We start from the raw sequence: 24,335 nt of genomic DNA, 5'->3' as shown, positions 1-24,335 counted from the left end.
AGCGATCCCGAACCAGCTCGGACCGGCCTACAACCTCCACGTGCTCGAGTCGTTCGCCACCTACGTGGCTCCCGCGCTGGGCTGGAAGCCGAACACCGAGGGGCCCGTGCAGGGCGACCCGGTCTGAGGCTGTCACTCGACGGGGCCGGCGTCAGAGCCGGCCCTCGCCCTCCTTGCGACGCTCGTCCTGCGAGCCGAGGTCGGCGACGGTGCCTTCGCCCGCCTCCGCGGCATCGCGCAGCTCCTGCCGGTGCTCGTCCTGTTCGCGGTGCTCCTCGCGGAGCTCGTCGTTCTTGTTCTCTTCGCGGCCCATGAGCAGATCCTCTCGTCGGAATGGGTGCCCCCGAGCCTAGACCTCGGGCGGTCGGTCGGGCGGAAAGGACTCAGCTGCCGGACGGCGGACCGAACAGCTCCTTGCCGTGCTCGTGCAGCAGACGGTAGGCGTCGGCGAACGTCTGCGGCTCGGGCTCGCCGGGCTTGCCGTACTTCGAGATGAGGAGTCCGAGCAGACCGCGCGCCGGCGGGGTGAGCGGCTTCAGGTGCTCCTTCTTGCCCGGGTGCGGCTCGGTCTGCTCCGGGTTGGGCGGCGCGTAGGCCGGCTTCGTGACAGGCCAGTCGGCCGGATGCCGCGGCTCGCTCAGATTCACCACGTTCAGCAGGTTGTTGGCGGTCGCATCGCGGTTGTTGAGCGGTGCGAGCCCGTGGATGCGCGACAGCGTCGCGGTCACCGACCCATGGTGCATCTCGTCGTGGATGATCGTTCCGCGCTTGGTGTAGGCCGACACGGCGATCGCCGGCACGCGGCATCCGAGGCGGTCGAACGTGAAGTCCATCTCACCCGGGCCGGTGTCGGTGGTCGGCTTCGTGGCGGCGGGCGGAGACACGTGGTCGTAGCATCCGCCGTGCTCGTCGAACGTGATCAGCAGCAGGGTGTTGACGGCGTTCGAACCGTCGGGCGTCGCACTCATGCGGATGGCGTCGTAGATGTCGTGCACCAGGCGCTCGCCCGCGCGCACGTCGGAGATGGCGCTGTCGAAGACCTCTTCGCCGTCGACCTCACTGCCGCGCGGAGAGCCGAACGGCGGGTGGAAGTCGTTGTGGTTGTAGACCATGCGGGGCTCGATGAACGCGTAGGCGGGCAGGGTGCCGTTCTTCGCGTCGTCGTAGAAGTCCTCCATCGTGCCGAAGTGCTCGGTGCGCCAGTACTTCTCGAGGACAGGGGCGTGCAGCATCCCGGTGAACGACACCATCTGCAGCTTGTCGATGTAGATCTTCCAGCTGATCTTCTTGTCTTCGAGCCGGTTGAACACGGTCGGCTCGGGCTCGGCGTCGATCCACTTGTCGTAGCCGCCACCGCCCTGATTGGTGACGAAGCCGTGCGAGGTCGACGCATGGAAGAACGAGCGATTGCAGAAGGTCTGCGACGGCACCGCGGCGTGCCAGTGGTCGAACACCGCGAACTCGGTGGCGAGGGTCGACAGCACCGGCAGCATCTCGGGCGAGAACGAGCCCATGATGTGCTTCGCCTCGTCGGCCGAGGGCCGCTTGCCGTGGCGGAGCCGGCGGAAGTTGATGATGTAGTCCTCGAGGAAGCCCGACATCGTGGCCTTCTCGCCGTGCGACGGCGCGTTGTAGGGCGCCGCCATTTGATCCTCGAACAGGTCGGCGTTGGTCTTCGGCTCGATCGATCCGAAGATCTGGGTGTTGACGTGCGGGTACGCCTCACCCGGGTCGGGGTTCGGGTGGCTGAAGATCGTGTCGGTCTCGCCGACGTAGACGTGCGCGTCGACCTTGGTGCCGTCGGACGACGTGTTGCTGTGCTCGCCGAACGCGAGCCCCTCGAACGTCTCGCCGGCCGGCAGGTCGTCGGGCGAGTACAGGTAGCCGAGGAGGTTGTCGAACGAGCGGTTCTCGCCCATCACGACGACGATGTGGTCGAAGCCGGGCTCGGTGCGCGGCGTCAGCGCGGCGAAATGGTCGGGTCCGGCGGCGAACCCGTTGCGCTGACCCGCGACGACGCCCGCGCCGATCGCGGCGCCGCCCGCTCCGCCCACGACAGCCCCGGCCAGTGCCGCGCCTCCCATCTTGAGAAAACCGCGGCGGGAGGGCGGGGGCGGAGGGGAGGAGGTCGCGTCGTCGGTCACACGCCGATCCTAAGCGCGTCTCGGCCGTGGCGGAACGCCCGCCGCCTCCGCCTGCCTGAGGTCCGCCCGCGCGGCGGACCCGGCCGGCTGCCCGAGACGCCCCGAGTACGCTGGAACCCATGCTCAACATGGCCGACGGCCTCGCCCGGCTCGGCGCGCTCGCCGAGGATCCCGTCGTCCGCACCCTCGCCGATGCGTTCGCGACAGCGGGATTCGACCTCGCCGTGGTGGGCGGGCCCGTGCGCGACGCGCTTCTCGGTCGCGAGACGCACGACCTCGACTTCACCACGAACGCGTCGCCCGACCAGATCCTCGCGATCGTGAAACCGGTCGCCACCGCGCACTGGGACATCGGTCGCGCCTTCGGAACCATCGGCGCCCGCGTGCAGGGCGAGCAGGTCGAGATCACGACGTACCGCGCCGACAGCTACGACGGCGTGACCCGCAAGCCGACCGTGGAGTTCGGCGACACGATCGAGGGCGATCTCGTGCGCCGCGACTTCACCGTGAACGCGATGGCCCTGCGGGTGCCGTCGGTGAAGCTCGTCGACCCCACCGGCGGAGTGGAAGACCTCGTCGCCGGCATCCTGCGCACCCCCACCGACCCGGCGGTCTCGTTCGGCGACGACCCGCTGCGGATGCTGCGGGCGGCGCGGTTCAGCGCCCAGCTGGGCTTCGACGTCGACGCCGCCACCTTCGCGGCGATCGGGCACCTGCGGTCGACGCTCGGGATCGTGAGCCCGGAGCGCATCCAGTCGGAGCTCGTGCGCCTCATGGGCACCTCCGACCCGGTGCGCGGCATCCGCGTGCTCGTGGACAGCGGGCTGATCGACGAGTTCCTGCCCGAGGTCAGCGCGCTGCGCCTCGAGGTCGATGAGCATCACCATCACAAAGACGTCTACGAGCACTCGCTGACCGTTCTGAGCCAGGCGATCGAGCTCGAAGAGCGCCGGCATCCCGGTTCGGCGCCCGACGTGGCGCTCCGCATCGCCGCTCTGCTGCACGACATCGGCAAGCCGCGCACGCGCAAGCTCGAAGACGGGGGAGTGGTGACGTTCCACCACCACGACGTCGTCGGCGGGCGCATGGCGCGCAAGCGTCTGCAGGCGCTGCGGTTCGACACCGCCACGACGGATGCCGTCGCCACCCTCATCGAACTCCATCTGCGGTTTTTCGGCTACGCCGAGGGCGCCTGGACCGATGCCGCCGTGCGCCGCTACGTGCGCGACGCCGGCGACCTGCTGGAGCGGCTGCACATCCTGACCCGCGCCGACGTGACCACGCGCAACAAGCGCAAGGCCGCGCGCCTGGCGGCCGCCTACGACGACATCGAGGCGCGCATCGTCGCGCTGCGCGAGCAGGAGGAGCTCGACGCCATCCGTCCGGAACTCGACGGCAATCGCATCCAGGAGGTCCTCGGCATCGCGCCCGGCCGCGAGGTGGGCGAGGCGTACCGGTTCCTGCTCGACCTCCGTCTCGACGAGGGCGTTCTCGGAGCGGATGCCGCCGAGCAGCGGCTGCGCGACTGGTGGGCCGCCCGGGGCTGACAGGTCAACGCTCTGAACGCCAGGACGACGAGATCAGGAAGGTCGTCCACCCCAGCGGCGAAAGCGTATCCCGGCATTCCGGAACGCCTGCGCCGATCGGGGAGACGGCGCCACGAGGACCACATCCCGCGCTGATTCCGCCAGCGGCAGGTCGCTGGCAGAGTCGGTGACGAACCGGCCGATGCGGGCGTTCGGAAACGCTGCGCGAAAAGCCAGTGCCTTCCGCCGCCCGACGTTGTGCCGGCGGAACCGCGGACCGCTCGAACGGAACACGATCTGCTCGGCGTCTCGCAGTTCACGATCCACGACGGACTGCTCGTGAAAGAGGTGCGTCTGTGGGACGACATCGCACTGCGCACGCAGATCGCCGCTCAGCGCACGGGTGAGCCCCTCGGGCCGACCAACATCTACTGAGCGGATGCGGGGCGACGGTGCGCCCGTGCGCCCGTGCGCCGACGACGGCAGGCGCACAGCCGCGCGCGGTACGGTGGACTCCCGTCGCGTTCCCGCGCGACGCGCTGCGGAGGGAACGGGCATGAGGGTACTGGTGATCGGCGCGACCGGCAGCATCGGCGGCGTCGTCGCGGAGACGCTGGAGTCTCGCGGGCATGAGGTCGTCCGCGCCTCTCGCCGCTCCGATCCGTCGGTCGACGTGACGGACCCCGCATCGATCAGCGCCCTGTTCGCCGCCGTCGGCGACGTCGACGCGGTCGTGGTGGCGGTCGGCTCCGCTGCGTTCCGGCCGGTCACCGAGCTCCGGCGCGACGACGTCGTCCACGCGTTCACGGCGAAGACCCTCGCCCAGATCGACGTGGTCCTTCAGGCGCTCGACCACGTGCGCGACGGCGGATCGATCACCCTGACCAGTGGCGTGCTCGCCCGCGAGCCCGTGGCCGCCGGAGCCGCCGCCGCGATGGCGAACGGCGCCCTCGAATCGTTCACGATCACGGCCGCGGCCGAGGCGCCGCGCGGCATCCGTCTCAATGCGGTGTCGCCCGACGTCCTGGCGAACTCTCCCCGCTATCACGCCGCCTTCCCGGGCCACCGGCCGGTGACGGATGAGGAGATCGGTGCGGCATACGTCCGCGCCGTCGAAGGCATCGTCAGCGGTCGCATCCTGCGCGTCTGAGGGCTGCGGAGATGGAGATCGTCGAGAGCATCGGTGCGGTGGGCGAGGTCATCGGCTGGGTGGGCCTGCTGGTCGGGATTCCGCTGCTCGTGATCGGACTGCTGGTGCGGGCCGCCCAGGGGCCGCACACCCGCACCGCCGTCGCGGTGATCGACGACCTCGACGACCGCCCCATGGCGCTGTGGTCGGCGGGCGGTCGCACGTGCACCCGGCCGCTGACCGCGGCCGAGGCGCGCCACCTCGCCGAGCGCCCCGACCCCTTCGCCTACGTCTCCGACCGCGACCCCGAGCGCATGCGCGTCGAGGCGAGATCCGCGTCCGAGCGCGCGTGCACGACCATCGCCCTGGTGATGCTCGGCGCGGCCCTCCTCGGCTTCGCGGCGTCGTTCCTGCCGGTGCTCGCGGGCTAGAGACCCGCCCGCCGGGGCGGACCGACGACGGCTGCGGCATCGGCCGGCAGCTCGATCCGTGCCGACCGGGCCTCGACGGCCACCGTCGAGAGCAGCACCTCGTCGTCGGAGCCGATGTCGAACTCGGCCGGCTCGGTCGACAGGTTCACGAGCACCGACAGACCGCCGCGGTCGATGCGGAACACACGGTGCTGCGGCGACCCATCCGTGTCTGTCGTCGTCACGCTCGTCGCCGCCAGCAGCGGATCGGTCAGCTCGGCTCGATCCCGTCGCAGCGCGGCCAGCGCGCGGTACATCGCCAGCAGACGGGCGTGATCGCCCTGCTCCGACTCGGACCAGTCGAGATGGGAGCGCTCGAACGTCGCCGGATCCTGCGGGTCGGGCACGGCATCCGGATCCCACCCCATCTCGGCGAACTCGGCGATGCGTCCCTCGGCCGTGGCGCGGCCGAGCTCGGGTTCGGGGTGAGACGTGAAGAACTGCCACGGCGTCGACGCCCCCCACTCCTCGCCCATGAACAGCATCGGCGTGCCGGGCGCCGTCAGAGTGAGCACCGCCGCGACGGCGAGACGGTCGGCGGACAGCGTGGCGGAGAGGCGGTCACCGGCGGCGCGGTTGCCGATCTGATCGTGGTCCTGGGCGAAGGTCACCAGACGCCAGGCCGGAACGGCGGGCGGCACCGGCGACCCGTGGTCGCGACCCCGGAACGACGAGAACGTCCCGTCGTGGAAGAACCCGCCCTCCGACACCTTGGCGAGGGCGTTCTCGGCCGCGAAGTCGGCGTAATAGCCGGTGGTCTCGCCCGTGAGTGCGACGTGCACCGCGTGGTGCCAGTCGTCGGACCACTGCGCGGTGAGCCCGTACCCGCCCGCCTCGCGCGGAAGGATGAGCGTGGGATCGTTCATGTCGGACTCGGCGATGAGCGAGAGGGGACGATTCTGCTGCGCCGAGAGCGCATCGGCGGTCTCGGCGAGTTCCTGCAGGATGTGCACGGGCTGGTCGTCGAGCAGCGCGTGCACGGCGTCGAGCCGCAGCCCGTCGACGTGGTGGTCGCGCATCCACATGAGGGCGTTCTCGACGATGAACGCGCGCACCGCGGGCTGGTCGAGGTCGATCGAATCGCCCCAGGTGTTCCGGCTGCCCTCGCGCAGGTAGGGGCCGAACTCCGGCAGGTAGTTGCCGCTGGGGCCGAGGTGGTTGTACACCACGTCCTGGATCACGGCGAGGCCGCGCGCATGCGCCGCGTCGACGAAACGCTGGTACGCGCGCGGTCCGCCGTAGGCCTCGTGCACGGCGTACCACAGCACGCCGTCGTACCCCCAGTTCCACCGACCATTGAAGTCGTTGACCGGCAGCAGCTCGACATGGGTGACTCCGAGATCGACCAGGTGGTCGAGCCGGTCGATCGCCGCGTCGAGCGTGCCGTCGGGGGTGAAGGTGCCGAGGTGCATTTCGTAGATCAGTCCGCCCGCGAGCTGACGGCCGGTCCACGACTGATCGGTCCACGCGAACGTGCTCGGGTCGAACGCGGCCGACGGCCCGTGCACGCCCTCGGGCTGACGACGCGACCGCGGATCGGGCCGCAGCTGATCGCCGTCGTCGATGAGGAACCCGTAGCGATCGCCGTCTGACAGCTTCCGGTCGCTTCGCCACCACCCGTCGCCGGCGGCGTCGAGCTCGTGCTCGTCGATCGTCGCGCCGTCGGCGTCGAGCAGGCGCACCCGCATCCGTCGAGCCCGCGGGCCCCACACCTCGATCATCGGGTGTCCTCTCTAGCGGTCGAGTTCGATCAGTGCCACGGGATACGTGGCGAACAGGTCGGCCAGGCGCACGGGCCCGGGCTCGATGCGGCGGCCGGTCAGCAGATCGGTCGCGGGGATCTCGGGTCGCATCATCACGGTGTCGCCCCAGCCGCCGCGGCGCGCGAGGCCGACCGGCAGGCGGGTCGCGACGGCGGTGACTCCGCCGCGGTGCACGGCGACCGCGTGATCGGCCGCCTCGCCCTCGACGACGGCCGGACGGTAGGAGCGGAACAGCTCGGGGTTGTCGCGACGGAGCCGCAGCGCCCGCGAGGTCACCAGCAGCTTCGCCCTTCCCGACTCGTCGATCGGCGGCAGGACGCCGCGGGCGACCTCGGCGTCGAGCTCGGTCAGCAGGCGCCGACGCGCGGCGAAGTCCACCGGGCGCCGATTGTCGGGGTCGACGAGCGAGAAGTCCCACAGCTCCGAACCCTGGTAGACATCGGGGACGCCCGGTCCGGTGAGCTGCAGCAGCTTCGCGGAGAGGGAGTTCGAGCGCCCGGCATCCGCGATCTCGGCGACGAAACGCTCGACGATCGGTCGGGCATCGCCGTCGATCGATTCGGCGATCGCCGCGAGGCCCTCCTCGAACCGCTCGTCGGGATGCTGCCATCGGGTCGCGTCGGCCGCTTCGCGCGCCGCCTTCGTGGCATAGGCGAGCAGCCGTTCCGACGAGATCGGCCACGCTCCGACGGCCGCCTGCCAGATCAGCGCGTCGAGCGGACCGTGTCCGGTGCTCGCGACGGCGCGCAGCTCGTCGAGCACCTCGGCCCAGCGGTCGGGCATCTCGGAGAGCACCGACAGGCGGGCTCGCACGTCTTCCGAGCGCTTGGTGTCGTGCGTCGACAGCGTGGTCATCGAATGCGGCCAGCCGGCCAGCCGGCTGCGCTGCGCCTCGTGGAACTCCTCCACCGTCACGGCCGCGATCGACGGGTCGGCGCCGACCTCGGTCAGCGTGCCGAGGCGGGTGTACCGGTAGAACGCGGTGTCTTCGACGCCCTTGGCCATCACGGCGCCGCTGGTCTGCTGGAAGCGCTGGGCGACCTCGAGAGCCGGGTCGGCCAGCAGCGGCTCGAGCTCGGCGAACGCGGCCTCGAGGTCGGCCCGGCGGCGCCGCGCCTCGGCGAAGGCGTGACGCAGGTGGACGACGCCCTCGGGCAGATACGAGCGATACACGGGGAAGCAGGCGAGCAGCTCGGCGAGGGCATCCTCGGCCTTCACGATCCCGTACGGCAGGGTGCGCACGAGCCGGCGCACCTCCGAACCCAGCAGCTCGTCGGCGATCATGCGCTTGGTGCCGTGGATGAGATCGTGCCATGACGCGGCGGACGGCAGGCCGGACTCCTCCCGCAACCGCGCATCGAGGCGGTCGAGGGCGGCGACGCCGTCGCGGTCGACGAACAGACGATCCAGCTCGGCGAGGGCGTCGTACCCCGTCGTGCCGTCGGTGCGCCAGTAGGCGGGCAGCGCCTCGCCCGGCTCGAGGATCTTCTCGACGAGCGTGTACACCCGGCCCGTGGCATCGGCCAGCTGCTCGAGGTAGCCGGCCGGGTCGACCAATCCGTCGGGATGATCCACCCGGATGCCGTCGGCGAGGCCCTCACGCACCCAGCGCACGATCTCGCGGTGGGAGTCGCCGAACACGTCGGGAAGCTCGACCCGGATGCCGGCGAGCTCGACCACGGCGAAGAACCGCCGGTAGTTGAGCTCGGTGTTCTGGTCCTCCCAGAAGCGCAGCTCGTAATGCTGAGCGGCGAGGAGCGCGGGCAGGTCGCCGGCGAGCTCGCCCGTGCCCGGGGCGAGCGGGAGAACGTGCTCGAAGTACGACAGCGTGCCGTCGGGGGCGTCGTCGGCGGGCGTCGTGTCGACCACGAGCTCTCCGGCGGCGATCACGTCGGCGGGGGAGGAGCCCAGGATCGGGAGGCGCAGCCGGTCGCCGCCGGCCTTCCAGTCCACATCGAACGCCACGGCGTGCCGCGACCCGCGCCCGAGTCGCAGCACGTCCCACCACCACACGCTCTGTCGCGGCTGGCTCACCCCGACATGGTTCGGCACGATGTCGACGAGGATGCCGAGGCCGGCGGCCCGCGCGGCGGCGGCGAAGCGCTCGTACCCCGCCTCTCCGCCCCGATCCGGATCGACGCGCGAGTGATCGACGACGTCGTACCCGTGGTTCGACCCGCGCGTGGCGGCGAGGAGCGGCGACAGATACGCCCAGGAGGCGCCGAGATCGGCGATGTACTCCGTGACGCCCGCCGCCTCGTCGAGACGGAAGTCGTCACTGATCTGGAGCCGATACGTCGACACGGGCCGTCGGGTCATGAGGTGGTGAGCTCCGTCTTCGGGGCGGGGGCGGCGGTCTCCGCCTGGTCGTTCTGCACGCGCAGCGACGCGTCGACCGAGTCGTCGGTCGGCGCCGCAGGGCCGTCGTACTCCTGCAGCACCAGCAGCGACTTCGCCTCGACGATCAGCGACGCCTCGGCATCGTGCTCGGCGCCGTCGGCCAGCTCGCCCGCCGTGTCGACGGCGATGTGCCAGCGCTCGCCGTAGCGGGCGTCGGGCAGTGTGACGTCGACGGGCTCGTCACCGCTGTTGAAGTACACGAGGAAGTTCACGTCGGTGACGGCACGGCCGCGGATGTCGCGCTCGCGGATGCCCTGCCCGTTGAGGAACATGCCGACCAGGCGCCCGAAGCCCGAATCCCAGTCCTCGGGCTGCATGCGGCTGCCGTCGGGCCGCAGCCAGTCGACGTCGGGGATGCGCTCGCCCTCTTCGACGGCGACCGGGCGACCGTTGAAGAACCGGCTGCGCCGGAAGGTCGGATGCTGCCGCCGCAGCCGCGACACCGACGCGGTGAACTCCACCAGAGGGCGGTCGGCGTGCTGCCAGTCGATCCAGGTGATCTCGTTGTCCTGGGCGTAGCCGTTGTTGTTGCCGCCCTGGGTGCGCCCGAGCTCGTCGCCGTGCGAGATCATCGGCACGCCCTGCGACAGCAGGAGGGTGGCGAGGAAGTTGCGCTGCTGGCGCGCGCGAGCGCGGTTCACGTTCTCGTCGTCGGTCGGACCCTCGACGCCCATGTTGTCGGAGCGGTTGTGGCTCTCGCCGTCGTTGTTGTCCTCGCCGTTCGCCTCGTTGTGCTTCTCGTTGTACGACACGAGGTCGCGCAGTGTGAAGCCGTCGTGCGCGGTGACGAAGTTGATCGAGGCGACCGGTCGCCGACCGGAGTGCTCGTACAGGTCGGCCGAGCCGGTCAGACGCGACGCGAACTCGCCGAGCGCCTGCGGCTCGCCGCGCCAGAAGTCGCGCACGGTGTCGCGGTACTTGCCGTTCCACTCCGTCCACTGCGGAGGGAAGTTGCCGACCTGGTACCCGCCGGGCCCGACGTCCCACGGCTCGGCGATCAGCTTCACCTGCGACACGATCGGGTCCTGCTGCACGAGCTCGAAGAACGCGGCCAGGCGATCGACGTCGTAGAACTCGCGGGCGAGCGTCGAGGCGAGATCGAAACGGAAGCCGTCGACGTGCATCTCGGTCACCCAGTAGCGCAGCGAGTCCATCAGCAGCTGCAGGGCGTGCGGGCTGCCGGCGTTGAGGCTGTTCCCCGTGCCGGTGTAGTCGGTGTAGTAGCGCTTGTCCTCTTCGAGGCGGTAGTAGGCCTCGTTGTCGATCCCGCGCATCGAGATGGTCGGGCCCATATGGTTGCCCTCGGCGGTGTGGTTGTAGACCACGTCGAGGATGACCTCGATGCCGGCCGCGTGCAGGGCCCGCACCATGGCGCGGAACTCCTGCACCTGCTGGCCGTGCTCGCCGCTCGACGAGTAGGTGTTGTGCGGGGCGAAGAAGCCGAGGGTGTTGTAGCCCCAGTAGTTCGAGAGCCCCTTGTCTTCGAGGACCGAGTCATCGACGAACTGGTGCACGGGCATGAGTTCGAGCGCGGTCACCCCGAGGCGGGTCAGGTGCTCGATGACGGCCGGATGCGCGATGCCGGCGTAGGTGCCGCGCAGCTCTTCCGGAACGTCGGGATGCTGCTGGGTGAGGCCCTTCACGTGGGCTTCGTAGATGACGGTCTGCGCGTAGGGCGTCTTCGGCTGCCGGTCACCCGCCCACTCGAAGAACGGGTTCACCACGACGCCCTTGACCATCGCCGCAGCGGAGTCGTCGTCGTTGCGCGAGTCGGGGTCGCCGAAGTCGTAGCCGAAGAGCGACTGACCCCAGTCCATCCGACCGGAGACGGCCTTGGCATACGGGTCGAGGAGCAGCTTGTTGGCGTTGAAGCGCTGTCCCTGCGTGGGGTCGAAGGGCCCGTGCACACGGTAGCCGTAGAGCTGCCCGGGCTGCACCGAGGGCAGGTATCCGTGCCAGACGAACGCGTCGACCTCGGTCAGGTCGATGCGCTGCTCGTTGCCGTCGTCGTCGAACAGGCAGAGCTCCACCCGTTCCGCTCCTTCGCTGAACAGCGCGAAGTTCGTTCCCTGGCCGTCGAAGGTCGCTCCGAGGGGGTAGGCCGATCCCGGCCAGATCTCAAGACTCATCAGGCGAGCTTAGGCCGACGCGAAGACGCGGCGCGCTCGGTGACGATCTGCACGGCGCGGTCGAAGTCGTGCACCTGGGCGATCTCCTCCGCCATGGCATAGGGGTGGCCGAGGTAGCAGACGAAGACCGGCGCGACGACCTCGACGTACCCGACCGGGCCGTCGTCGTTCACCACGTAGCGGTCGAAATCGACCAGCTCGTGCCGCGGGGCGGCGGCCGGGGCGGGTGCCCGGGTCGATGCCGGCGCGGTTGCCGGGGCGCCATGCGGGGTCGTAGCCCGGCGGGGCGCCGGGGCTCCGACAGGTGCCGCGCTCTCGACGATGCGACGGGTTCTCGAGCCAATGCGGTGGGAGGTGGGGATAGACATGAGGACTCCTGACTCGGTGGACGCTGCCCACGATAGGAATTCCCGTCGATTTGGAAAACGCCATTGCCAGGACGCGAGGAAGCGGCTATGGACGGCGTCCGACAACCCGTTCCGCCCGCGGCATCCGGCTCCTACACTGAGGAACAGGCGTCCTCTTCGACGATCGGAAACCGTTGTGTCTGCGCTGTGGCAGGTCTCACGCGTTGCGCCCTCTGATGCATCGCGGCTGCTCATCGAGCGCGCGCACGAAGAGATGCTCGCCGGCAATCTCGACGATCGGCGCCTGCAGCAGGTGCGACCGCTCGTGCGCGAGTCGTGGGAGCGGTCGCGACTCGGCAGGGTGGGCCCGGAAGGCGCGCCGCCGCTCGAACTGCGGAGAGACGAGCTCGACGACTATCGCCGCACGCACCCGCTGGCATCGGCGATGGACCTGATCCGCGCCCTGCTGCTGCCCGATGCCGAGGAGGATTCGGGCGTCGTCGTCGCCGTCGGCGACCGGGCGGGGCGTCTGCTGTGGATCGAGGGAGACCACCGCGTGCGCTCGCTCACCGATGACATGGGCTTCGTCGCCGGTGCGAACTGGTCGGAGGAGGCCGTCGGCACGAGCGCACCGGGCACCGCCCTCGCGCTCGGTCACTCCGTGCAGATCCGGGGAGCCGAGCACTACAACCGTCTGGTGCATCCCTGGTCGTGCACCGCCGCGCCGGTGCGCGATCCCGAGACGCAGCAACTGCTGGGCGTGATCGACATCACCGGAGGACCCGAGGTCGTCACCACTCAGGCGCGATTGCTGGTCGATGCGACGGCACGCGCGGTCGAGTCGGAGCTCTTGGTGACCCGGCTGCGCGAGCGGAGCGCGACCCCGCGCCCCCGTTCGGTCGCGAAGAAGGCGCGTCCGCTCCGGACCAACCGCGCGACCCTGCACGTGCTCGGGCGCGACCGGGCGCGGCTCGAGACGGAATCAGCGAACAACGAGTCGATGATCGAGCTCGGTGCGCGTCATGCCGCCATCCTCCTCATGCTCGCCGTGCACCGTCAGGGCCTGTCGGCCGAGCGGCTCTGCGAGCTCGTGTACGGACCCGGTGTCTCGCCCGACACGCTGCGCCCCGAGATGGTGCGGCTGCGGAAGGTCTTGGAACGCACGGCACCCGACCTGGTGCCCGAGTCGCGTCCGTACCGACTGCCCGTCGACCTCGACACCGACGCCCACGACGTGCTGTCGCTTCTCGATCGCGGCGCCCATCGGGTCGCCCTCACCGCCTATCGCGGGCCGGTGCTGCCCGAGTCGACGTCGCCGGGCGTCGAGGAGTTCCGCGAGTCGGTGCGGGCGGCGCTGCGCGAGACGATGCTCTCCGAGGCCAGTCTCGACGTGCTGCTCGCCTACGCCGAGATCCCCGAGGGCCAGGGCGATGCCGAGGCTCTGCGGCTCGCGCTCGAGATGCTCCCGGCGCGCTCGCCGAAGCGGGCGGCGCTGGTGGCCCGGATCGAGAAGCTCGATCGCTGACCCCCGGACGTCACCTCCGCGACACCCCGAGCTCCGCGTCGACGCGCGAGCGCAGCCAGGCCGCGTAGGCCGCGGGCGTCCAGCCCGCCTGCGTGACGAGCTGCTGGTAGCTCTCCGGCGAGAGCAGGAACGACAGCGCGTCGGCAACGGCATCCGGGTCGCCGATCTCCGGGACGAGGCCTCGCGCCACGAGTTCGCTCACGAACGCGCGATAGTCGGCGCGGCGCCGTTCGAGGATGCCGCGGAGCGCCTGGTCGACCACGGGGTCGGAGAGCGCGGCGCCCAGCAGCACGGTCCAGAGCGCGTGGCCCCGCGAGTTCGCGACGGTGATCTGCGTCATCACCGCGTCGAGGAACACGTCGTCGGGGAGATCCACCACCCCTGCGGCGACCTCGGTGTCGGCGAGCGAGGTCGCAGCCTCCGAGCCCGAGAACGTCACCTCGAACGCCGCGATCAGCAGTTCGGCCTTCGATGCGGTGGTCTTGACGGTCTCGGCCGACACCCCGGCCTCGCGGGCGATGGCGGCGATGGTGGTCGCCTGATACCCGAGCGATGCGAACAGGCGAGCGGATGCCGCGATGATGCGGCTTCGCGTCTCCTGCGCCTGCCGCGTCCGCAGGGCGGATCGATAGGTGCGCGGCACGGTCTGGCTCATTGACTTTCCTCACGGGGTGATGAATACTACGACGGTACATTCGATTTTCGGGGAAAGAAGCCAGCATGTCCACTTATCTGCTCACCTGCACGCCGGCGCACGGCCACGTCATGCCGCTGCTCCAAGTGGCACGCCACCTCGTGTCACAGGGGCACGAGGTGAGCTTCCTCACCAGCATCCGGTACGCCGATCGCGTCACCGCGGCCGGCGCGCGCTTCGTCGCGCTGCCGCCCGAGGCCGACGTCGACCTCGACGATGCCGACGCGGCCTTCCCCGAGCGAGTGGGCCTCACCGGACCGGCCGCGCTGCGCTTCGACATCGGCACGCTCTTCGTCCGTCCCGGCGCGGCCCAGCTCGACGCCGTGCGCCGCGAACTGGGCGAGCGCCGCATCGACGCCGTGCTCACCGAGCCGCTGTTCGTCGGCGGGGCGCTCCTGCAGCTGCTCCCGGTCGACCAGCGACCTCCGGTCGTCGCGCTCGGCATCGTCCCGCTCGGGGCCCGCAGCAGGGATGTCGCGCCGTTCGGCCTGGGGATCGCGCCGATGGCCGGCCCGATCGGACGCCTGCGCAACGCCGCTCTGCGCATGGTCGCCGAGCGCCTGATCTTCGGCGGCGTGCAGCGGCAGGCCGACGAGATGGCGCGGCAAGCGGTCGGCCGCGACCTCGGCGGCTTCGTGCTCGACTGGGCCGGCCGAGCCGACGCGTACGTGCAGTTCTCCGTGCCCGAGTTCGAGTATCCGCGCTCCGACCTGCCGCCCACGGTGCACTTCGCCGGACCCCTGCCGTCTGCTGCATCCGACATCGCAGCACCGGACTGGTGGGACGACCTCGACGGCACGCGCCCCGTCGTCCACGTCACTCAGGGCACGATCGCGAACAGCGACTTCGGACAGCTCGTCGTGCCGACCATGACCGCGCTCGCGGCATCCGGCTGTCTCGTGGTGGTGACGACGGGTGGTCGGCCGGTGTCGGCGCTGCCCGCCGAGCTGCCCGCCAACGTCCGCGTCGCCGAGTACCTCCCGTACGACCGGCTGCTGCCGCTCACCGATGTGCTGGTGACGAACGGCGGCTTCGGGGGAGTGCAGCAGGCGCTCGCGCACGGGGTGCCGATCGTCGTCGCCGGGCAGACGGAGGACAAGGTCGAGGTGGCCGCCCGCGTCGGCTGGACGGGCGCCGGCATCAACCTGCGCGCCACGACGGTCGCCCCGGCGCAGGTCGGCCGGGCGGTCTCGCGCGTGCTGGCCGAGCCGTCGTACCGCACCGAGGCCGAACGGATCGGGGCGGCCATGCGCGGTTCCGACGCCTGGCGCGTGCTCGACGGCGTGCTCGAAGGTCTCGGCTCCCGCAGGGCCGTGTCGTGACGCGTCGGTCGCCCGCTCGAGGCGACGGGCGCCGCAACCTGATGCAACGTGCGCCGGTATACCATCCCCGTAAGCGCCGAGCAGCGTCAGTCCCCAGCTGACCGCCGGCGCGACGGCGAGAGCCGTCATGCGGAGGGAGAGTCGATTTCCTTTCGATCCCGAGGGGGGATGGGGTGGGAGTTCGGTCCCCAGCCGGCCCCACCCCCACACTCCCCCTCCGTCTGGTCTTTCAGTCGAACCAGCTCCAGATCCAGAACACGACGAAGCCGACCACGACCACGATCGGCAGCCACGTGGCGCTGCGCTTCAGGCGTCGGCCCTGCGGGGCGACGCCCGGCGGTGGCGTGAGCAGTCCCGCGGGCGGCGCGAAGGGCAGGGCGGCGACGTTCGACGCGTTCGGGACGGATGCCGCGCCGCCGGCATCCGCGTTCTCGGCGAGCAGCCGCTCGTCCCGCCAGCGCGCCCACTGATCGAACTTCGTCAGCAGCGCGCCGACCGCGCCGAACAGCCACGCCCACGTCGCCGGATCGAGCGTCGACACCTTGCGCTGCGTATAGAGGAACAGCCAGTCGTCGACGATCTCGACGTCGAGCTGCGCGGCGTCGTCGATGAACCGGGCCATGATGTCGGGCGTGAAGAGGTAGAGCGCATCGCGCTCGTATCCGACCGGGCAGTACAGGGTGAAGTACCGGTCGAAGTCGCCCTCGAGCGAGAGGCGCTGCTCCTTCTGGAACGACGCGGGCAGGTTCGATCCGAAACCGTTGTTGCCCGTCGCGTCGAGAACGATGTTGGGCAGCGGCACGTCGAGCTTCACGGCGACGTAGCCCCAGCGGTACGTCGTGGAGTTCTTGCCCGACTGCACCGTGTACTGGTAGTTGCCGAATTCGACGAAGCGCGGCCGTGTGCCTCGCACCAGGTCGGTCGCCTGGCGTGACCGACCGATCTGGAAGATCATCCCGGGCAGGGGCGGGTCGGCGACAGACGGCTCGTACGTCATGCCGTTCGCCCGGGCGAAGCGGCCGAGGCGGTACCGGGTGACCTGGGTGTTGCGGATGCCGAGCCCGATGAGGACCGCGACGCCCGCGACCACCAGCGCGAGGAGCCCCAGCGGTATCGCGGCGACCGCGGGCGACCCCGCGCTGAGGGCCAGGCTGATCACCACACTGGCCACGATCGGCAGCATGACGACCGCCACGATCGACAGCACCACGATGCCGATGATCGTGCTGACCGTCGGTCCTGCTCCCTGTCGCGCGCGCACCTGCGCGGCGAACGCCCGCACCGCGGCCCGGTCGACGGGCTCGGTCAGCGGCCGGGAGTCGAACGTCATGCGCCCACGCTACTCACGGATCGAGAGCGCTCAGCACGGTGCGAGAGCGCTTAGAGCGGTGCGACGATCTCCTGCGCGACGTCCCACTCGGTGATCTCGGTCGTGGTGTCGAGGCTCTGACCGTTCAGCTCGGTCGAGCCGGTGGCCGCGAGCGGCGCGTAGTCGGCGGTGACCTCGAAGACCATCTCGACCGTGGTGCCCTGCTGGTCGGACGTGCCCGAGAGCAGGAAGACCTCCTGGCCGAGGCGCGTGCCCGTGCCCGTCACGGTGTACTCGCCCGCCATGGCGCCGGCGAGGCCCATCGGGTCGGACGGGTCGATGGCCGAGGCCGCGCTGCTGAGTCCCGCGACGACCGGGTCGCTCGACGCGGTGTCGGGAGCCTGCCACTCGCTCGACGAGCTCTTCACCCAGCGCTCGTCGCCGATCACGATCACCGAGCCGATGGGCGAGATGGTCTCGAGCGCGCCCTCCGACGGGGTGGAGCGCGTGGTCGACTCGATGCCCATCGTGGTCATCTTGGCGGCGAATCCGGCCGTGCCGGTCAGAGCATCCGTCACGCACTCGGCGAGGACGGCGCCCTCGATCGTGTCGCCTTCCTTCAGCTCGGGGCAATCGGATGCCGGAGCCTGGGTCTCTTCCGTCGCAGCCTCGCTGGGCTTCTTCTCGGCGGGCTCGTCCGAGCCGGCCGAGCATCCGGCGAGCAGGACGGAGGCGGCGAGAACGACGCCGACCCCCCACTTGTTGACGCGCATGGCGTCCCCCCTTCGGTCGTATGCCCCGATGACGGTCACCGGGGCACGACGTCCAGCATGCCAAAGATTCGGTGCGAGCCCGACGACGGGCGCCGGCACTCGTCTTCCTCGTCGTGCGCACGGCGCCGCGTCGGTTCTGAGGCCGGTTCGCGCCGGCATCCGGAGTCCGCTAGACTTGCCAGGTTGTCTGCCCTCGGGCGGGCACGTTCACACACCCTCCTGCTTCCGTGAGATACGCGGAAGCCGTTCTAGTCCGAAGGAGGTGGGTAAGTGACGCACCAGTACGAACTCATGGTCATTCTGACCCCCGAGATCGATGAGCGCCAGGTCGCCCCCACGCTCGACAAGTTCCTGAAGGTCATCACCAACGATGGTGGCTCGATCGACAACGTCGACATCTGGGGCAAGCGCCGTCTGGCCTACGAGATCCAGAAGAAGAGCGAGGGCATCTACGCCGTCGTCAACTTCACCGCCACGAGCGAGGCCACGCAGGAGCTCGACCGTCAGCTCAAGCTGAACGAGCAGATCATGCGCACCAAGGTCCTGCGCGCCGAAGAGGCTCAGGCGATGGTCGCATCCGAGGCCAAGCGCACCGAAGAGAAGGCTGCCCGCAAGGCGGCCAAGGCTGCGAAGGCGTAAGGCTCATGGCCGGCGAGACCGTCATCACCGTGGTGGGAAACCTCACGGCCGACCCCGAACTGCGGTACACGCAGAACGGGCTGCCGGTGGCGAACTTCACCATCGCATCGACGCCTCGGAACTTCGACCGTGCCGCGAACGAGTGGAAGGACGGCGAAGCGCTGTTCCTCCGCGCGTCGGTGTGGCGCGAGTTCGCCGAGCACGTGGCGGGCTCGCTGACGAAGGGCATGCGCGTCATCGCGCAGGGCCGTCTGCGTCAGCGCTCGTACCAGGACCGCGAGGGCAACCAGCGCACCGCGATCGAGCTGGAGGTCGACGAGATCGGCCCCTCGCTGCGTTACGCGACCGCGCAGGTCACCCGTGCGGCGTCGACCGGCGGTGGCGGCGGCGGGCAGTCCCGTCCCGCCCAGCAGCAGGTGTCCGAAGAGCCGTGGTCCACGCCCGGCTCGTCGACCAGCGCCGACGCCTGGAGCACTCCGGGCAGCTTCGGCGACGACACCCCCTTCTGAATTCATCTCTCGCGGTCTGAGCCGGGGCCCCTGGGTCCCTGAGCTTGTCGAAGGGCCGCTCATCACTAAGGAAGATCAATGGCTGGAAAGTCGAGCGGCGATCGCCGCAAGCCGCGGAAGGGCGCGAAGAACGCCGCCCCCGCGAAGTCCATCCGGGTCGGCGTCATCGATTACAAGGATGTCGCCACCCTCCGCAAGTTCGTCTCGGAGCGCGGCAAGATCCGCGCCCGTCGTATCACCGGTGTCTCGGTGCAGGAGCAGCGCCTGATCGCCACGGCGATCAAGAACGCGCGCGAGATGGCGCTCCTGCCCTACGCTGGCGCCGGCCGTTAAGGGGTATCGAGATGGCAAAGCTGATTCTCACGAACGAGGTCGCCGGTCTGGGCAGCGCCGGTGACGTTGTCGAGGTCAAGAACGGGTACGCCCGCAACTTCCTCATCCCGCAGGGTTTCGCCACGGCGTGGACCCGCGGCGGCGAAAAGCAGGTCGCTTCGATCCAGGCCGCGCGTCAGGCACGCGCGATCCACGACCGTGACGACGCCGTCGCCCTGAAGAACGCTCTCGAGGGCACCAAGGTGCGTCTCGCCGTCAAGGCCGGCAAGGAAGGCCGTCTGTTCGGTTCGGTCAAGACCGAGCACGTCGCCGACGCCGTCGCGGCCGCCGGCCTGGGCTCGATCGACAAGCGCAAGGTGCACATCACCTCGCCGATCAAGCAGGTCGGTGAGCACGAGGCCACGGTTCGTCTGCACGACGACGTGACCGCGGTCATCACGCTGCAGGTCGTCGCCGCCAAGTAGGCGCGCTCCTTCTCGAACGCCCCCTGTGTTTTACAGGGGGCGTTCGGCGTTGTTGGGGCTTGCGGGCGTGTGGGCGGGCGGGCGTGCGGGCGTTCACAACTTCGCAGAACGGCACGAACTTCGCAGGATTCGGGCGGATCTCTGCGAAGAAAGCGTCGTTCTGCGAGATCCGGCTGCGCCGGGAAGGGCGGATGCCGCGGCGCGGGCTCAGGGGGCGGATGGCGCGCGCTGTTCAGGGGGCGGATGCCGCGGCGCGGGCGAAGCGCTCCGACAGGCGACGGGCCTCGGCGGCGAGGGCGGGGGTGTCGGCGACCGAGAAGTCGAGGTCGAGCATGCTGAGGTACCGCAGCAGCGCAGCCGGGTCGTCGGACCCGGTCTCCAGCACGCAGGTCGCGTCGTCCACTGGCGTCACGGCGCCGGCGGCCCGCGGCATCCGCTCTTCGACGACGGATGCCGGTGCGAGGATCACGATGCGGGCGCGATACTCCCACGGTGCTGAGGCGACTCCGCGATCGACGTGATCGGCCACGCCCTCCGACGGCAGCTCACGCGGGGTGAAGCGCCGGCCGGTCGGCATCCGGGGCGTGATCCGGTCGACGCGGAACGTGCGCCAGCCGTCGCGGTCGAGGTCGAAGGCGAGCAGGTACCAGCGGCCTGCGCGCAGGGCGAGACGATAGGGCTCGACGAGTCGCCGGGACTCGGCGTCGGAGTGGGAACGGTAGTCGAAGCGCAGCTGCACGGCGTCGCGGCAGGCGGAGGCGAGGGTCAGCAGCACCTCGGCGTCGACCGCCGACCCATGGAACGGCACCGGCACGACGGTCGACTGGAGCGTGCGGATGCGGTGGCGCAGGTGCGACGGCAGCACCTGGTGCAGCTTCGCCAGGGCCCGGACCGAGGCCTCTTCGAGGTCGGCGATCGACCCGTCGGCGGCGGTGCTGAGCCCGACGGCCACCGCGACCGCCTCGTCATCATCGAGCAGGAGCGGCGGCAGCGCGGCGCCCGCGCCCAGTCGATAGCCACCGGCGACTCCGGGTGTGCTCTCGATCGGATAGCCCAGTTCGCGCAGGCGCTCGATGTCGGCGCGGATGGTGCGGGTCGACACGGCGAAGCGTTCGGCGAGGTCGCGCCCCACCCAGAAGGGGCGCACCTGCAGCAGGCTGAGCAACTGGAGCAGTCGCTCGGAAGTCTTCAACATCGCTTCAGTATTCCGCATAATGAGGAAGTGAACGTTCCGCAATGCGTTCTACGGTTCTTCCATGGACACTCACTCGCACGACATCCGCCCCTTCCGCATCGAGATCAGCGACGACGCCCTCGACGACCTGCGTCGGCGTCTCGCCCTGACCCGATGGCCTGCCGACCTCGACGGCACGGGCACGAGCCGCGGCATCCCCGTCTCCTCACTCCGTCCGCTCGCCGAGCACTGGCGCGACCGCTTCGACTGGCGCGCGCAGGAGGCGCGACTCAACGAGCTGCCGCACTTCGTCACCGAGGTCGACGGCCAGTCGATCCATTTCGTCCACGTGCGCTCGGCTGTGGCCGGCGCCCGACCGCTCCTCCTGCTGCACGGATGGCCGAGCTCGTTCGTCGAGTTCCTCGACGTGATCGGGCCGCTCACCGACCCCGTCGCGCACGGCGGCCGGGAGGAAGACGCCGTTCACGTGGTGATCCCCTCGCTGCCCGGCTACGGATTCTCGCCCCTCTCGGGCGCCGGCTGGGGCGATCTGTTCCGCGTCGCGGGTGCGATGGCGGAGGTGATGACGAGGCTCGGATACGACCGATTCCTCGCGCACGGCACCGACGTGGGGTCGGGAATCGTCGGGATGCTGCCGATGGTAGCTCCCGGCCGCGTGATCGCCACCCACGTGACCGGCCCGAGCCCCTTCCCCCTCGGTCCGGCGGTATCGCTGGAGGGGCTGGACGACTCCGACCGTGGGCGGGCCGAGCGCTTCAACGCGTTCCGTGATGACGGCGCGGGGTATCTGCACATCCAGGCGACGCGGCCCCAGACGCTGTCGTACGGTCTGACCGACTCCCCGGTTGCGCAGCTCGCGTGGATCGTGGAGAAGTTCCAGGAGTGGACCGGGCCGGAGTCGGCCCTCGCCGAAGACGCCATCGGGCTCGACCGGCTGCTCACGACTGTGAGCCTTTACTGGTTCACCGTGGGCGGATGGTCGTCGGCGCACGCGATGTACGAGGGGATGCAGGTGTACCGCCGGTTCGCCGCGATGGCGGCGGGCGCGGGCGAGGAGGCCGGGGGCGCGTCGGGCGGCGGCTGGTTGAACGACGGCTGGGAGGCCCCGCCCACTCCACCCGCCGCCGCATCGGTCTTCGCCGCCGATATGTCGGTGCGCCGCGTCGTCGACCCGGCATCCGCCTTCGAATCGTGGACCGAGCACGACCGGGCCGGCCACTTCCCCGCGATGGAGGCGCCTGACCTGCTGGTCGCCGACCTGCACCGCTTCTTCGACGGACGCCGTTGATGATGACCGCCCCGACCCTCTCCGACCGGGCCCTGAACCGCGCGCTCCTGGCGCGCCAATGGCTCCTCGAACGCCGAGCGGAGTCGCCGGTCGACGCCGTCCGCCACCTCGTGGGCATGCAGGGCCAGGCGCCGCTGGCGCCCTACGTCGGGCTGTGGTCGCGGCTGCAGGATTTCGCGCCGGACGAGCTGGCGACGGCGATCGACGACCGTAGGCTGGTACGGGCGACCCTCCTGCGCGGAACCGTGCATCTGGCGACAGCCGACGACGCCCTGTCGCTGAGGCCGCTGACCGAGCCGGCGATCGTCCGCGGATTCCGGGGTGGCTTCCGCAAGCTGCTGAGCGTCGAGCACGAGCGGGAGGTGCTGGTTCGCGGGCGCGAGCTGCTCGCCCGGCATCCGCACACCCGCGCCGAACTGCGCGCGCGCTTCGCAGAGCTGTGGCCCGATCGGGATGCCGATGCGATGGCCTACGCCGTCAGCTACCTGCTGCCGACCGTTCAGCCGACGCCCCGCGGGATGTGGGGGCGGCAGCAGGGCCAGGCCCAGCTCGCGCTGATGGACCAGTGGATCGGCCGACCGCTCGACGCCGCGCCATCGATCGATGCCGTCGTGCTGCGGTATCTCGCAGCGTTCGGGCCGGCCGGCGTCGACGACGTGCAGGCGTGGTCGGGGCTGACGGGACTGCGAGAGGTCGTCCAGCGGCTGGGCACCGACCTGCGGCGATTCACGTCGGAGCACGGCGCGGAGCTCTATGACCTTCCCGACGCACCGCGCCCCGACGCGGAGCATCCCGCGCCACCGCGCCTGCTGCCCGAATACGACAACGTGCTCCTCTCCCACCGCGACCGACGGCGGATCATCGACGCGCCGCACCGCGTTCCCCTGCCGCCGGGCAACGGTGCGCGCGAGGGGACCTTCCTCGTCGACGGCTATCTGCGAGGAACCTGGCGCATCGACGAGGGCGAGCTGCGGCTGCGGCCGTACGCGCCGCTCGACGACCGGGCCGAAGCCGAGCTGCTCGCCGAGGCCGAACGCCTCGCCTCCTTCCTCGGGGCGCGAGCCGCCGTGATCTAGGGAGGTGGGCGGCGGGGGCACGGGGAGCCGTTCGGGGCGGTGAGCCGTGTCACGGATGTCGGAGGATTGCACGGATGTCGGGTGGAACGGCGCGATGGGCCCGGCATCCGTGCATTCTCCCGACAGACGTGACCGGGTAACCCCGGGTGCGCCGTCGGGCCGGGGCGCCGGTCGCCGTCCGGGTACGGATGCCGGGTCGCCGTGTCACGGATGTCGGAGGATTGCACGGATGTCGGGCGGAACGGCGCGATGGGCCCGGCATCCGGTCTTTCTCCCGACGGATGCAACGGGTCTCACCCGGGCATGGCGGATGCCCCGTGGCTGGGGACCACGGGGCATTCGCTGCTGCCGCCGGCGTGGACGGGGGCCTGGGGAGCCCGACCGTCACTGGGGAGAAGGGCGCGGCGGCGCACCGGTGGTGCGGCGAGGCCTCCTCCCCCGAGGGCGGCCGCACCACCGGCGACGGGCTACGCCATCGAGTGACGACGACGCAGCAGGCCGGCTGCTCCGAGGAGGAGCAGGAGTGCGGCCAGGGCGACCAGACCGGTGGACGCGGTGCCACCCGTCATCGCCAGGCCGTCAGCGGACCCGTTCATCGCGGCGCCCGACGCGATCGCGCCGCCGCTCGCCATGCCGGTGTCAGTGCCCGGGTCCGTTCCGGGGTCGGTTCCGGGGTCCGTGCCGGGGTCCGTGCCGGGGTCCGTGCCGGGATCCGTGCCGGGGTCGGTTCCGGGGTCGGTGCCCGGGTCGGTGCCGGGATCGGTGCCCGGGTCCGTGCCGGGACCGGTGCCGGGATCGGTCACCGTGCTCTCGCCGCCCACGGCGATGGCGTTTCCGCCGATCGTGATGGGAAGCGTCACCGGCAGGCCGATCTGGCTGCCACCGAGGAGGCCGCCGTCACCCGAGGTTCCGATGTCGCCGAGCCCGGGCATGACCGGAGTCGAACCCGTTCCGGTTCCGCCCGAGACCTCACCCTCGCCGAGAACGGAGATGGCGTTGCCCACGACCGAGATCGGGGCGGTGATGGGTGCGAGCACCTGGGTGCCGCCGGCGAGCGAGTCGTCCCCGCCCGTGATCGCGCCCGGCGTGGTGCCGGGCATCATGCCGGTTCCGGTGCCCCCGGTGACGTCGCTCTCTCCGAGGACGGAGATCGCGTTGCCGCCGACCGAGACCGGAGCGGTGACGGGTGCGAGCACCTGGGTGCCGCCGGCGATGCCGTCGTCGCCCGAGGTCTCCGCGCCCTCCGTCATCGATCCGGTGCCGCCTGCGGGCATGCTGCCGGTGCCGCCGGTGACGTCGC

Annotated in this window: 22 protein-coding genes and 2 pseudogenes; 12 read left to right on the top strand and 12 right to left on the bottom strand. The window is 70.6% G+C overall.

Annotated features, from left to right (window positions below; all coding sequences use genetic code 11):
• Window positions 1–4: 4 nt before the first annotated feature.
• Window positions 5–127: pseudogene (locus AB3M90_RS10760) on the top strand (LLM class flavin-dependent oxidoreductase); the annotation flags it as partial.
• Window positions 128–151: 24 nt separating this feature from the next.
• Here AB3M90_RS10760 and AB3M90_RS10755 read toward each other — a convergent pair.
• Both AB3M90_RS10755 and AB3M90_RS10750 read right to left on the bottom strand, forming a co-directional pair.
• Entirely contained in the window at window positions 152–313 is a 162-nt protein-coding gene (locus tag AB3M90_RS10755; protein ID WP_412951944.1) for a hypothetical protein, read from the bottom strand.
• A 70-nt stretch (window positions 314–383) separates the two neighbouring features.
• Window positions 384–2,144 carry an alkaline phosphatase family protein gene (locus AB3M90_RS10750; protein WP_412951943.1) on the bottom strand — a complete coding sequence of 587 codons (1,761 nt, stop codon included), beginning with the start codon at window positions 2,142–2,144 and terminating at the stop codon, window positions 384–386.
• Between the two features lie 119 nt (window positions 2,145–2,263).
• On the opposite strand from AB3M90_RS10750, the gene AB3M90_RS10745 reads away from it, so the two are divergent.
• Window positions 2,264–3,691 carry a CCA tRNA nucleotidyltransferase gene (locus AB3M90_RS10745; RefSeq protein WP_412951942.1) on the top strand — a complete coding sequence of 476 codons (1,428 nt, stop codon included), beginning with the start codon at window positions 2,264–2,266 and terminating at the stop codon, window positions 3,689–3,691.
• Window positions 3,692–3,724: 33 nt separating this feature from the next.
• On the opposite strand, the gene AB3M90_RS10740 is transcribed toward AB3M90_RS10745, so the two are convergent.
• A complete protein-coding gene (locus tag AB3M90_RS10740) occupies window positions 3,725–3,997 on the bottom strand; it encodes a hypothetical protein (protein WP_412951941.1) in 273 nt (90 codons plus the stop codon).
• A gap of 229 nt (window positions 3,998–4,226) precedes the next feature.
• On the opposite strand from AB3M90_RS10740, the gene AB3M90_RS10735 reads away from it, so the two are divergent.
• Entirely contained in the window at window positions 4,227–4,820 is a 594-nt protein-coding gene (locus tag AB3M90_RS10735; RefSeq protein WP_412951940.1) for a short chain dehydrogenase, read from the top strand.
• Between the two features lie 11 nt (window positions 4,821–4,831).
• On the top strand, window positions 4,832–5,230 hold the full coding sequence (locus AB3M90_RS10730) for a hypothetical protein (protein ID WP_412951939.1): 399 nt from the start codon (window positions 4,832–4,834) through the stop codon (window positions 5,228–5,230).
• Here AB3M90_RS10730 and treZ read toward each other — a convergent pair.
• The 4 genes from treZ to AB3M90_RS10710 are packed head-to-tail and all read right to left on the bottom strand — an operon-like array spanning window position 5,227 to window position 11,734.
• On the bottom strand, window positions 5,227–6,990 hold the full coding sequence (treZ, locus tag AB3M90_RS10725; protein WP_412951938.1) for a malto-oligosyltrehalose trehalohydrolase: 1,764 nt from the start codon (window positions 6,988–6,990) through the stop codon (window positions 5,227–5,229). The genes AB3M90_RS10730 and treZ overlap by 4 nt on opposite strands.
• 12 nt (window positions 6,991–7,002) lie before the next feature.
• Window positions 7,003–9,351, bottom strand: coding sequence for a malto-oligosyltrehalose synthase (gene treY, locus AB3M90_RS10720; RefSeq protein WP_412951937.1), 2,349 nt, complete (start codon window positions 9,349–9,351; stop codon window positions 7,003–7,005).
• Entirely contained in the window at window positions 9,348–11,561 is a 2,214-nt protein-coding gene (gene glgX / locus AB3M90_RS10715; RefSeq protein ID WP_412951936.1) for a glycogen debranching protein GlgX, read from the bottom strand. The genes treY and glgX overlap by 4 nt, the downstream gene beginning before the upstream one ends.
• Window positions 11,561–11,734, bottom strand: a complete 174-nt coding sequence (locus AB3M90_RS10710; protein ID WP_412951935.1) for a hypothetical protein — start codon at window positions 11,732–11,734, stop codon at window positions 11,561–11,563. Before AB3M90_RS10710 ends, glgX begins: the two co-directional genes overlap by 1 nt.
• Window positions 11,735–12,104: 370 nt before the next feature.
• Here AB3M90_RS10710 and AB3M90_RS10705 point away from each other — a divergent pair, with 370 nt between their 5' ends.
• Window positions 12,105–13,433 carry a GAF domain-containing protein gene (locus tag AB3M90_RS10705; protein ID WP_412951934.1) on the top strand — a complete coding sequence of 443 codons (1,329 nt, stop codon included), beginning with the start codon at window positions 12,105–12,107 and terminating at the stop codon, window positions 13,431–13,433.
• A 10-nt stretch (window positions 13,434–13,443) separates the two neighbouring features.
• Here the strand turns inward: AB3M90_RS10705 and AB3M90_RS10700 are convergent, their stop codons facing one another.
• The gene (locus tag AB3M90_RS10700; RefSeq protein WP_412951933.1) at window positions 13,444–14,088 is read right to left on the bottom strand and encodes a TetR/AcrR family transcriptional regulator; all 645 of its coding nucleotides are present in this window, start codon (window positions 14,086–14,088) and stop codon (window positions 13,444–13,446) included.
• 65 nt (window positions 14,089–14,153) lie between these two features.
• Between AB3M90_RS10700 and AB3M90_RS10695 the strand changes: the two genes are divergently transcribed.
• Window positions 14,154–15,449, top strand: coding sequence for a glycosyltransferase (locus tag AB3M90_RS10695; RefSeq protein WP_412951932.1), 1,296 nt, complete (start codon window positions 14,154–14,156; stop codon window positions 15,447–15,449).
• A 229-nt stretch (window positions 15,450–15,678) separates the two neighbouring features.
• On the opposite strand, the gene AB3M90_RS10690 is transcribed toward AB3M90_RS10695, so the two are convergent.
• Window positions 15,679–16,779 (bottom strand): hypothetical protein, encoded by a 1,101-nt coding sequence (locus AB3M90_RS10690; RefSeq protein ID WP_412951931.1) that lies wholly within the window; start codon window positions 16,777–16,779, stop codon window positions 15,679–15,681.
• 50 nt (window positions 16,780–16,829) lie between these two features.
• Window positions 16,830–17,531, bottom strand: coding sequence for a hypothetical protein (locus AB3M90_RS10685; protein WP_412951930.1), 702 nt, complete (start codon window positions 17,529–17,531; stop codon window positions 16,830–16,832).
• Window positions 17,532–17,801: 270 nt separating this feature from the next.
• On the opposite strand from AB3M90_RS10685, the gene rpsF reads away from it, so the two are divergent.
• The 4 genes from rpsF to rplI all read left to right on the top strand — a co-directional run bounded on the left by rpsF (window position 17,802) and on the right by rplI (window position 19,476).
• The gene (rpsF, locus tag AB3M90_RS10680) at window positions 17,802–18,170 is read left to right on the top strand and encodes a 30S ribosomal protein S6 (protein ID WP_412951929.1); all 369 of its coding nucleotides are present in this window, start codon (window positions 17,802–17,804) and stop codon (window positions 18,168–18,170) included.
• Between the two features lie 5 nt (window positions 18,171–18,175).
• Complete coding sequence (locus AB3M90_RS10675) at window positions 18,176–18,679, top strand: single-stranded DNA-binding protein (protein WP_412951928.1); 504 nt, start codon at window positions 18,176–18,178, stop codon at window positions 18,677–18,679.
• A gap of 78 nt (window positions 18,680–18,757) precedes the next feature.
• Window positions 18,758–19,012, top strand: a complete 255-nt coding sequence (rpsR, locus tag AB3M90_RS10670; protein ID WP_017203799.1) for a 30S ribosomal protein S18 — start codon at window positions 18,758–18,760, stop codon at window positions 19,010–19,012.
• 11 nt (window positions 19,013–19,023) lie between these two features.
• The gene (rplI, locus tag AB3M90_RS10665; protein ID WP_412951927.1) at window positions 19,024–19,476 is read left to right on the top strand and encodes a 50S ribosomal protein L9; all 453 of its coding nucleotides are present in this window, start codon (window positions 19,024–19,026) and stop codon (window positions 19,474–19,476) included.
• Window positions 19,477–19,708: 232 nt separating this feature from the next.
• On the opposite strand, the gene AB3M90_RS10660 is transcribed toward rplI, so the two are convergent.
• Window positions 19,709–20,671 (bottom strand): helix-turn-helix transcriptional regulator, encoded by a 963-nt coding sequence (locus tag AB3M90_RS10660; RefSeq protein WP_412951926.1) that lies wholly within the window; start codon window positions 20,669–20,671, stop codon window positions 19,709–19,711.
• A 61-nt stretch (window positions 20,672–20,732) separates the two neighbouring features.
• Between AB3M90_RS10660 and AB3M90_RS10655 the strand changes: the two genes are divergently transcribed.
• Complete coding sequence (locus AB3M90_RS10655) at window positions 20,733–21,959, top strand: epoxide hydrolase family protein (RefSeq protein WP_412951925.1); 1,227 nt, start codon at window positions 20,733–20,735, stop codon at window positions 21,957–21,959.
• A gap of 2 nt (window positions 21,960–21,961) precedes the next feature.
• Window positions 21,962–23,035 (top strand): winged helix DNA-binding domain-containing protein, encoded by a 1,074-nt coding sequence (locus AB3M90_RS10650; RefSeq protein ID WP_412951924.1) that lies wholly within the window; start codon window positions 21,962–21,964, stop codon window positions 23,033–23,035.
• Window positions 23,036–23,502: 467 nt separating this feature from the next.
• Here AB3M90_RS10650 and AB3M90_RS10645 read toward each other — a convergent pair.
• Window positions 23,503–24,335: pseudogene (locus tag AB3M90_RS10645) on the bottom strand (hypothetical protein); the annotation flags it as partial.

It is taken from the genome of Microbacterium martis, from assembly GCF_047246685.1.
Classification (GTDB): Bacteria; Actinomycetota; Actinomycetes; order Actinomycetales; family Microbacteriaceae; genus Microbacterium.
The sequence above is the reverse complement of the archived record's forward strand: the minus strand, read 5'-3'. Positions and strand labels throughout refer to the sequence as shown.

Excerpts from the sequence above, each read along its gene's own strand:
- AB3M90_RS10755 (WP_412951944.1), bottom strand. The coding sequence starts at position 313 with ATGGGCCGCGAAGAGAACAAGAACGACGAGCTCCGCGAGGAGCACCGC.
- AB3M90_RS10745 (WP_412951942.1), top strand. The coding sequence starts at position 2,264 with ATGCTCAACATGGCCGACGGCCTCGCCCGGCTCGGCGCGCTCGCCGAG.
- AB3M90_RS10735 (WP_412951940.1), top strand. The coding sequence starts at position 4,227 with ATGAGGGTACTGGTGATCGGCGCGACCGGCAGCATCGGCGGCGTCGTC.
- AB3M90_RS10730 (WP_412951939.1), top strand. The coding sequence starts at position 4,832 with ATGGAGATCGTCGAGAGCATCGGTGCGGTGGGCGAGGTCATCGGCTGG.
- treZ (WP_412951938.1), bottom strand. The coding sequence starts at position 6,990 with ATGATCGAGGTGTGGGGCCCGCGGGCTCGACGGATGCGGGTGCGCCTG.
- treY (WP_412951937.1), bottom strand. The coding sequence starts at position 9,351 with ATGACCCGACGGCCCGTGTCGACGTATCGGCTCCAGATCAGTGACGAC.
- glgX (WP_412951936.1), bottom strand. The coding sequence starts at position 11,561 with ATGAGTCTTGAGATCTGGCCGGGATCGGCCTACCCCCTCGGAGCGACC.
- AB3M90_RS10700 (WP_412951933.1), bottom strand. The coding sequence starts at position 14,088 with ATGAGCCAGACCGTGCCGCGCACCTATCGATCCGCCCTGCGGACGCGG.
- AB3M90_RS10695 (WP_412951932.1), top strand. The coding sequence starts at position 14,154 with ATGTCCACTTATCTGCTCACCTGCACGCCGGCGCACGGCCACGTCATG.
- AB3M90_RS10690 (WP_412951931.1), bottom strand. The coding sequence starts at position 16,779 with ATGACGTTCGACTCCCGGCCGCTGACCGAGCCCGTCGACCGGGCCGCG.
- AB3M90_RS10685 (WP_412951930.1), bottom strand. The coding sequence starts at position 17,531 with ATGCGCGTCAACAAGTGGGGGGTCGGCGTCGTTCTCGCCGCCTCCGTC.
- AB3M90_RS10675 (WP_412951928.1), top strand. The coding sequence starts at position 18,176 with ATGGCCGGCGAGACCGTCATCACCGTGGTGGGAAACCTCACGGCCGAC.
- rpsR (WP_017203799.1), top strand. The coding sequence starts at position 18,758 with ATGGCTGGAAAGTCGAGCGGCGATCGCCGCAAGCCGCGGAAGGGCGCG.
- rplI (WP_412951927.1), top strand. The coding sequence starts at position 19,024 with ATGGCAAAGCTGATTCTCACGAACGAGGTCGCCGGTCTGGGCAGCGCC.
- AB3M90_RS10660 (WP_412951926.1), bottom strand. The coding sequence starts at position 20,671 with ATGTTGAAGACTTCCGAGCGACTGCTCCAGTTGCTCAGCCTGCTGCAG.
- AB3M90_RS10655 (WP_412951925.1), top strand. The coding sequence starts at position 20,733 with ATGGACACTCACTCGCACGACATCCGCCCCTTCCGCATCGAGATCAGC.
- AB3M90_RS10650 (WP_412951924.1), top strand. The coding sequence starts at position 21,962 with ATGACCGCCCCGACCCTCTCCGACCGGGCCCTGAACCGCGCGCTCCTG.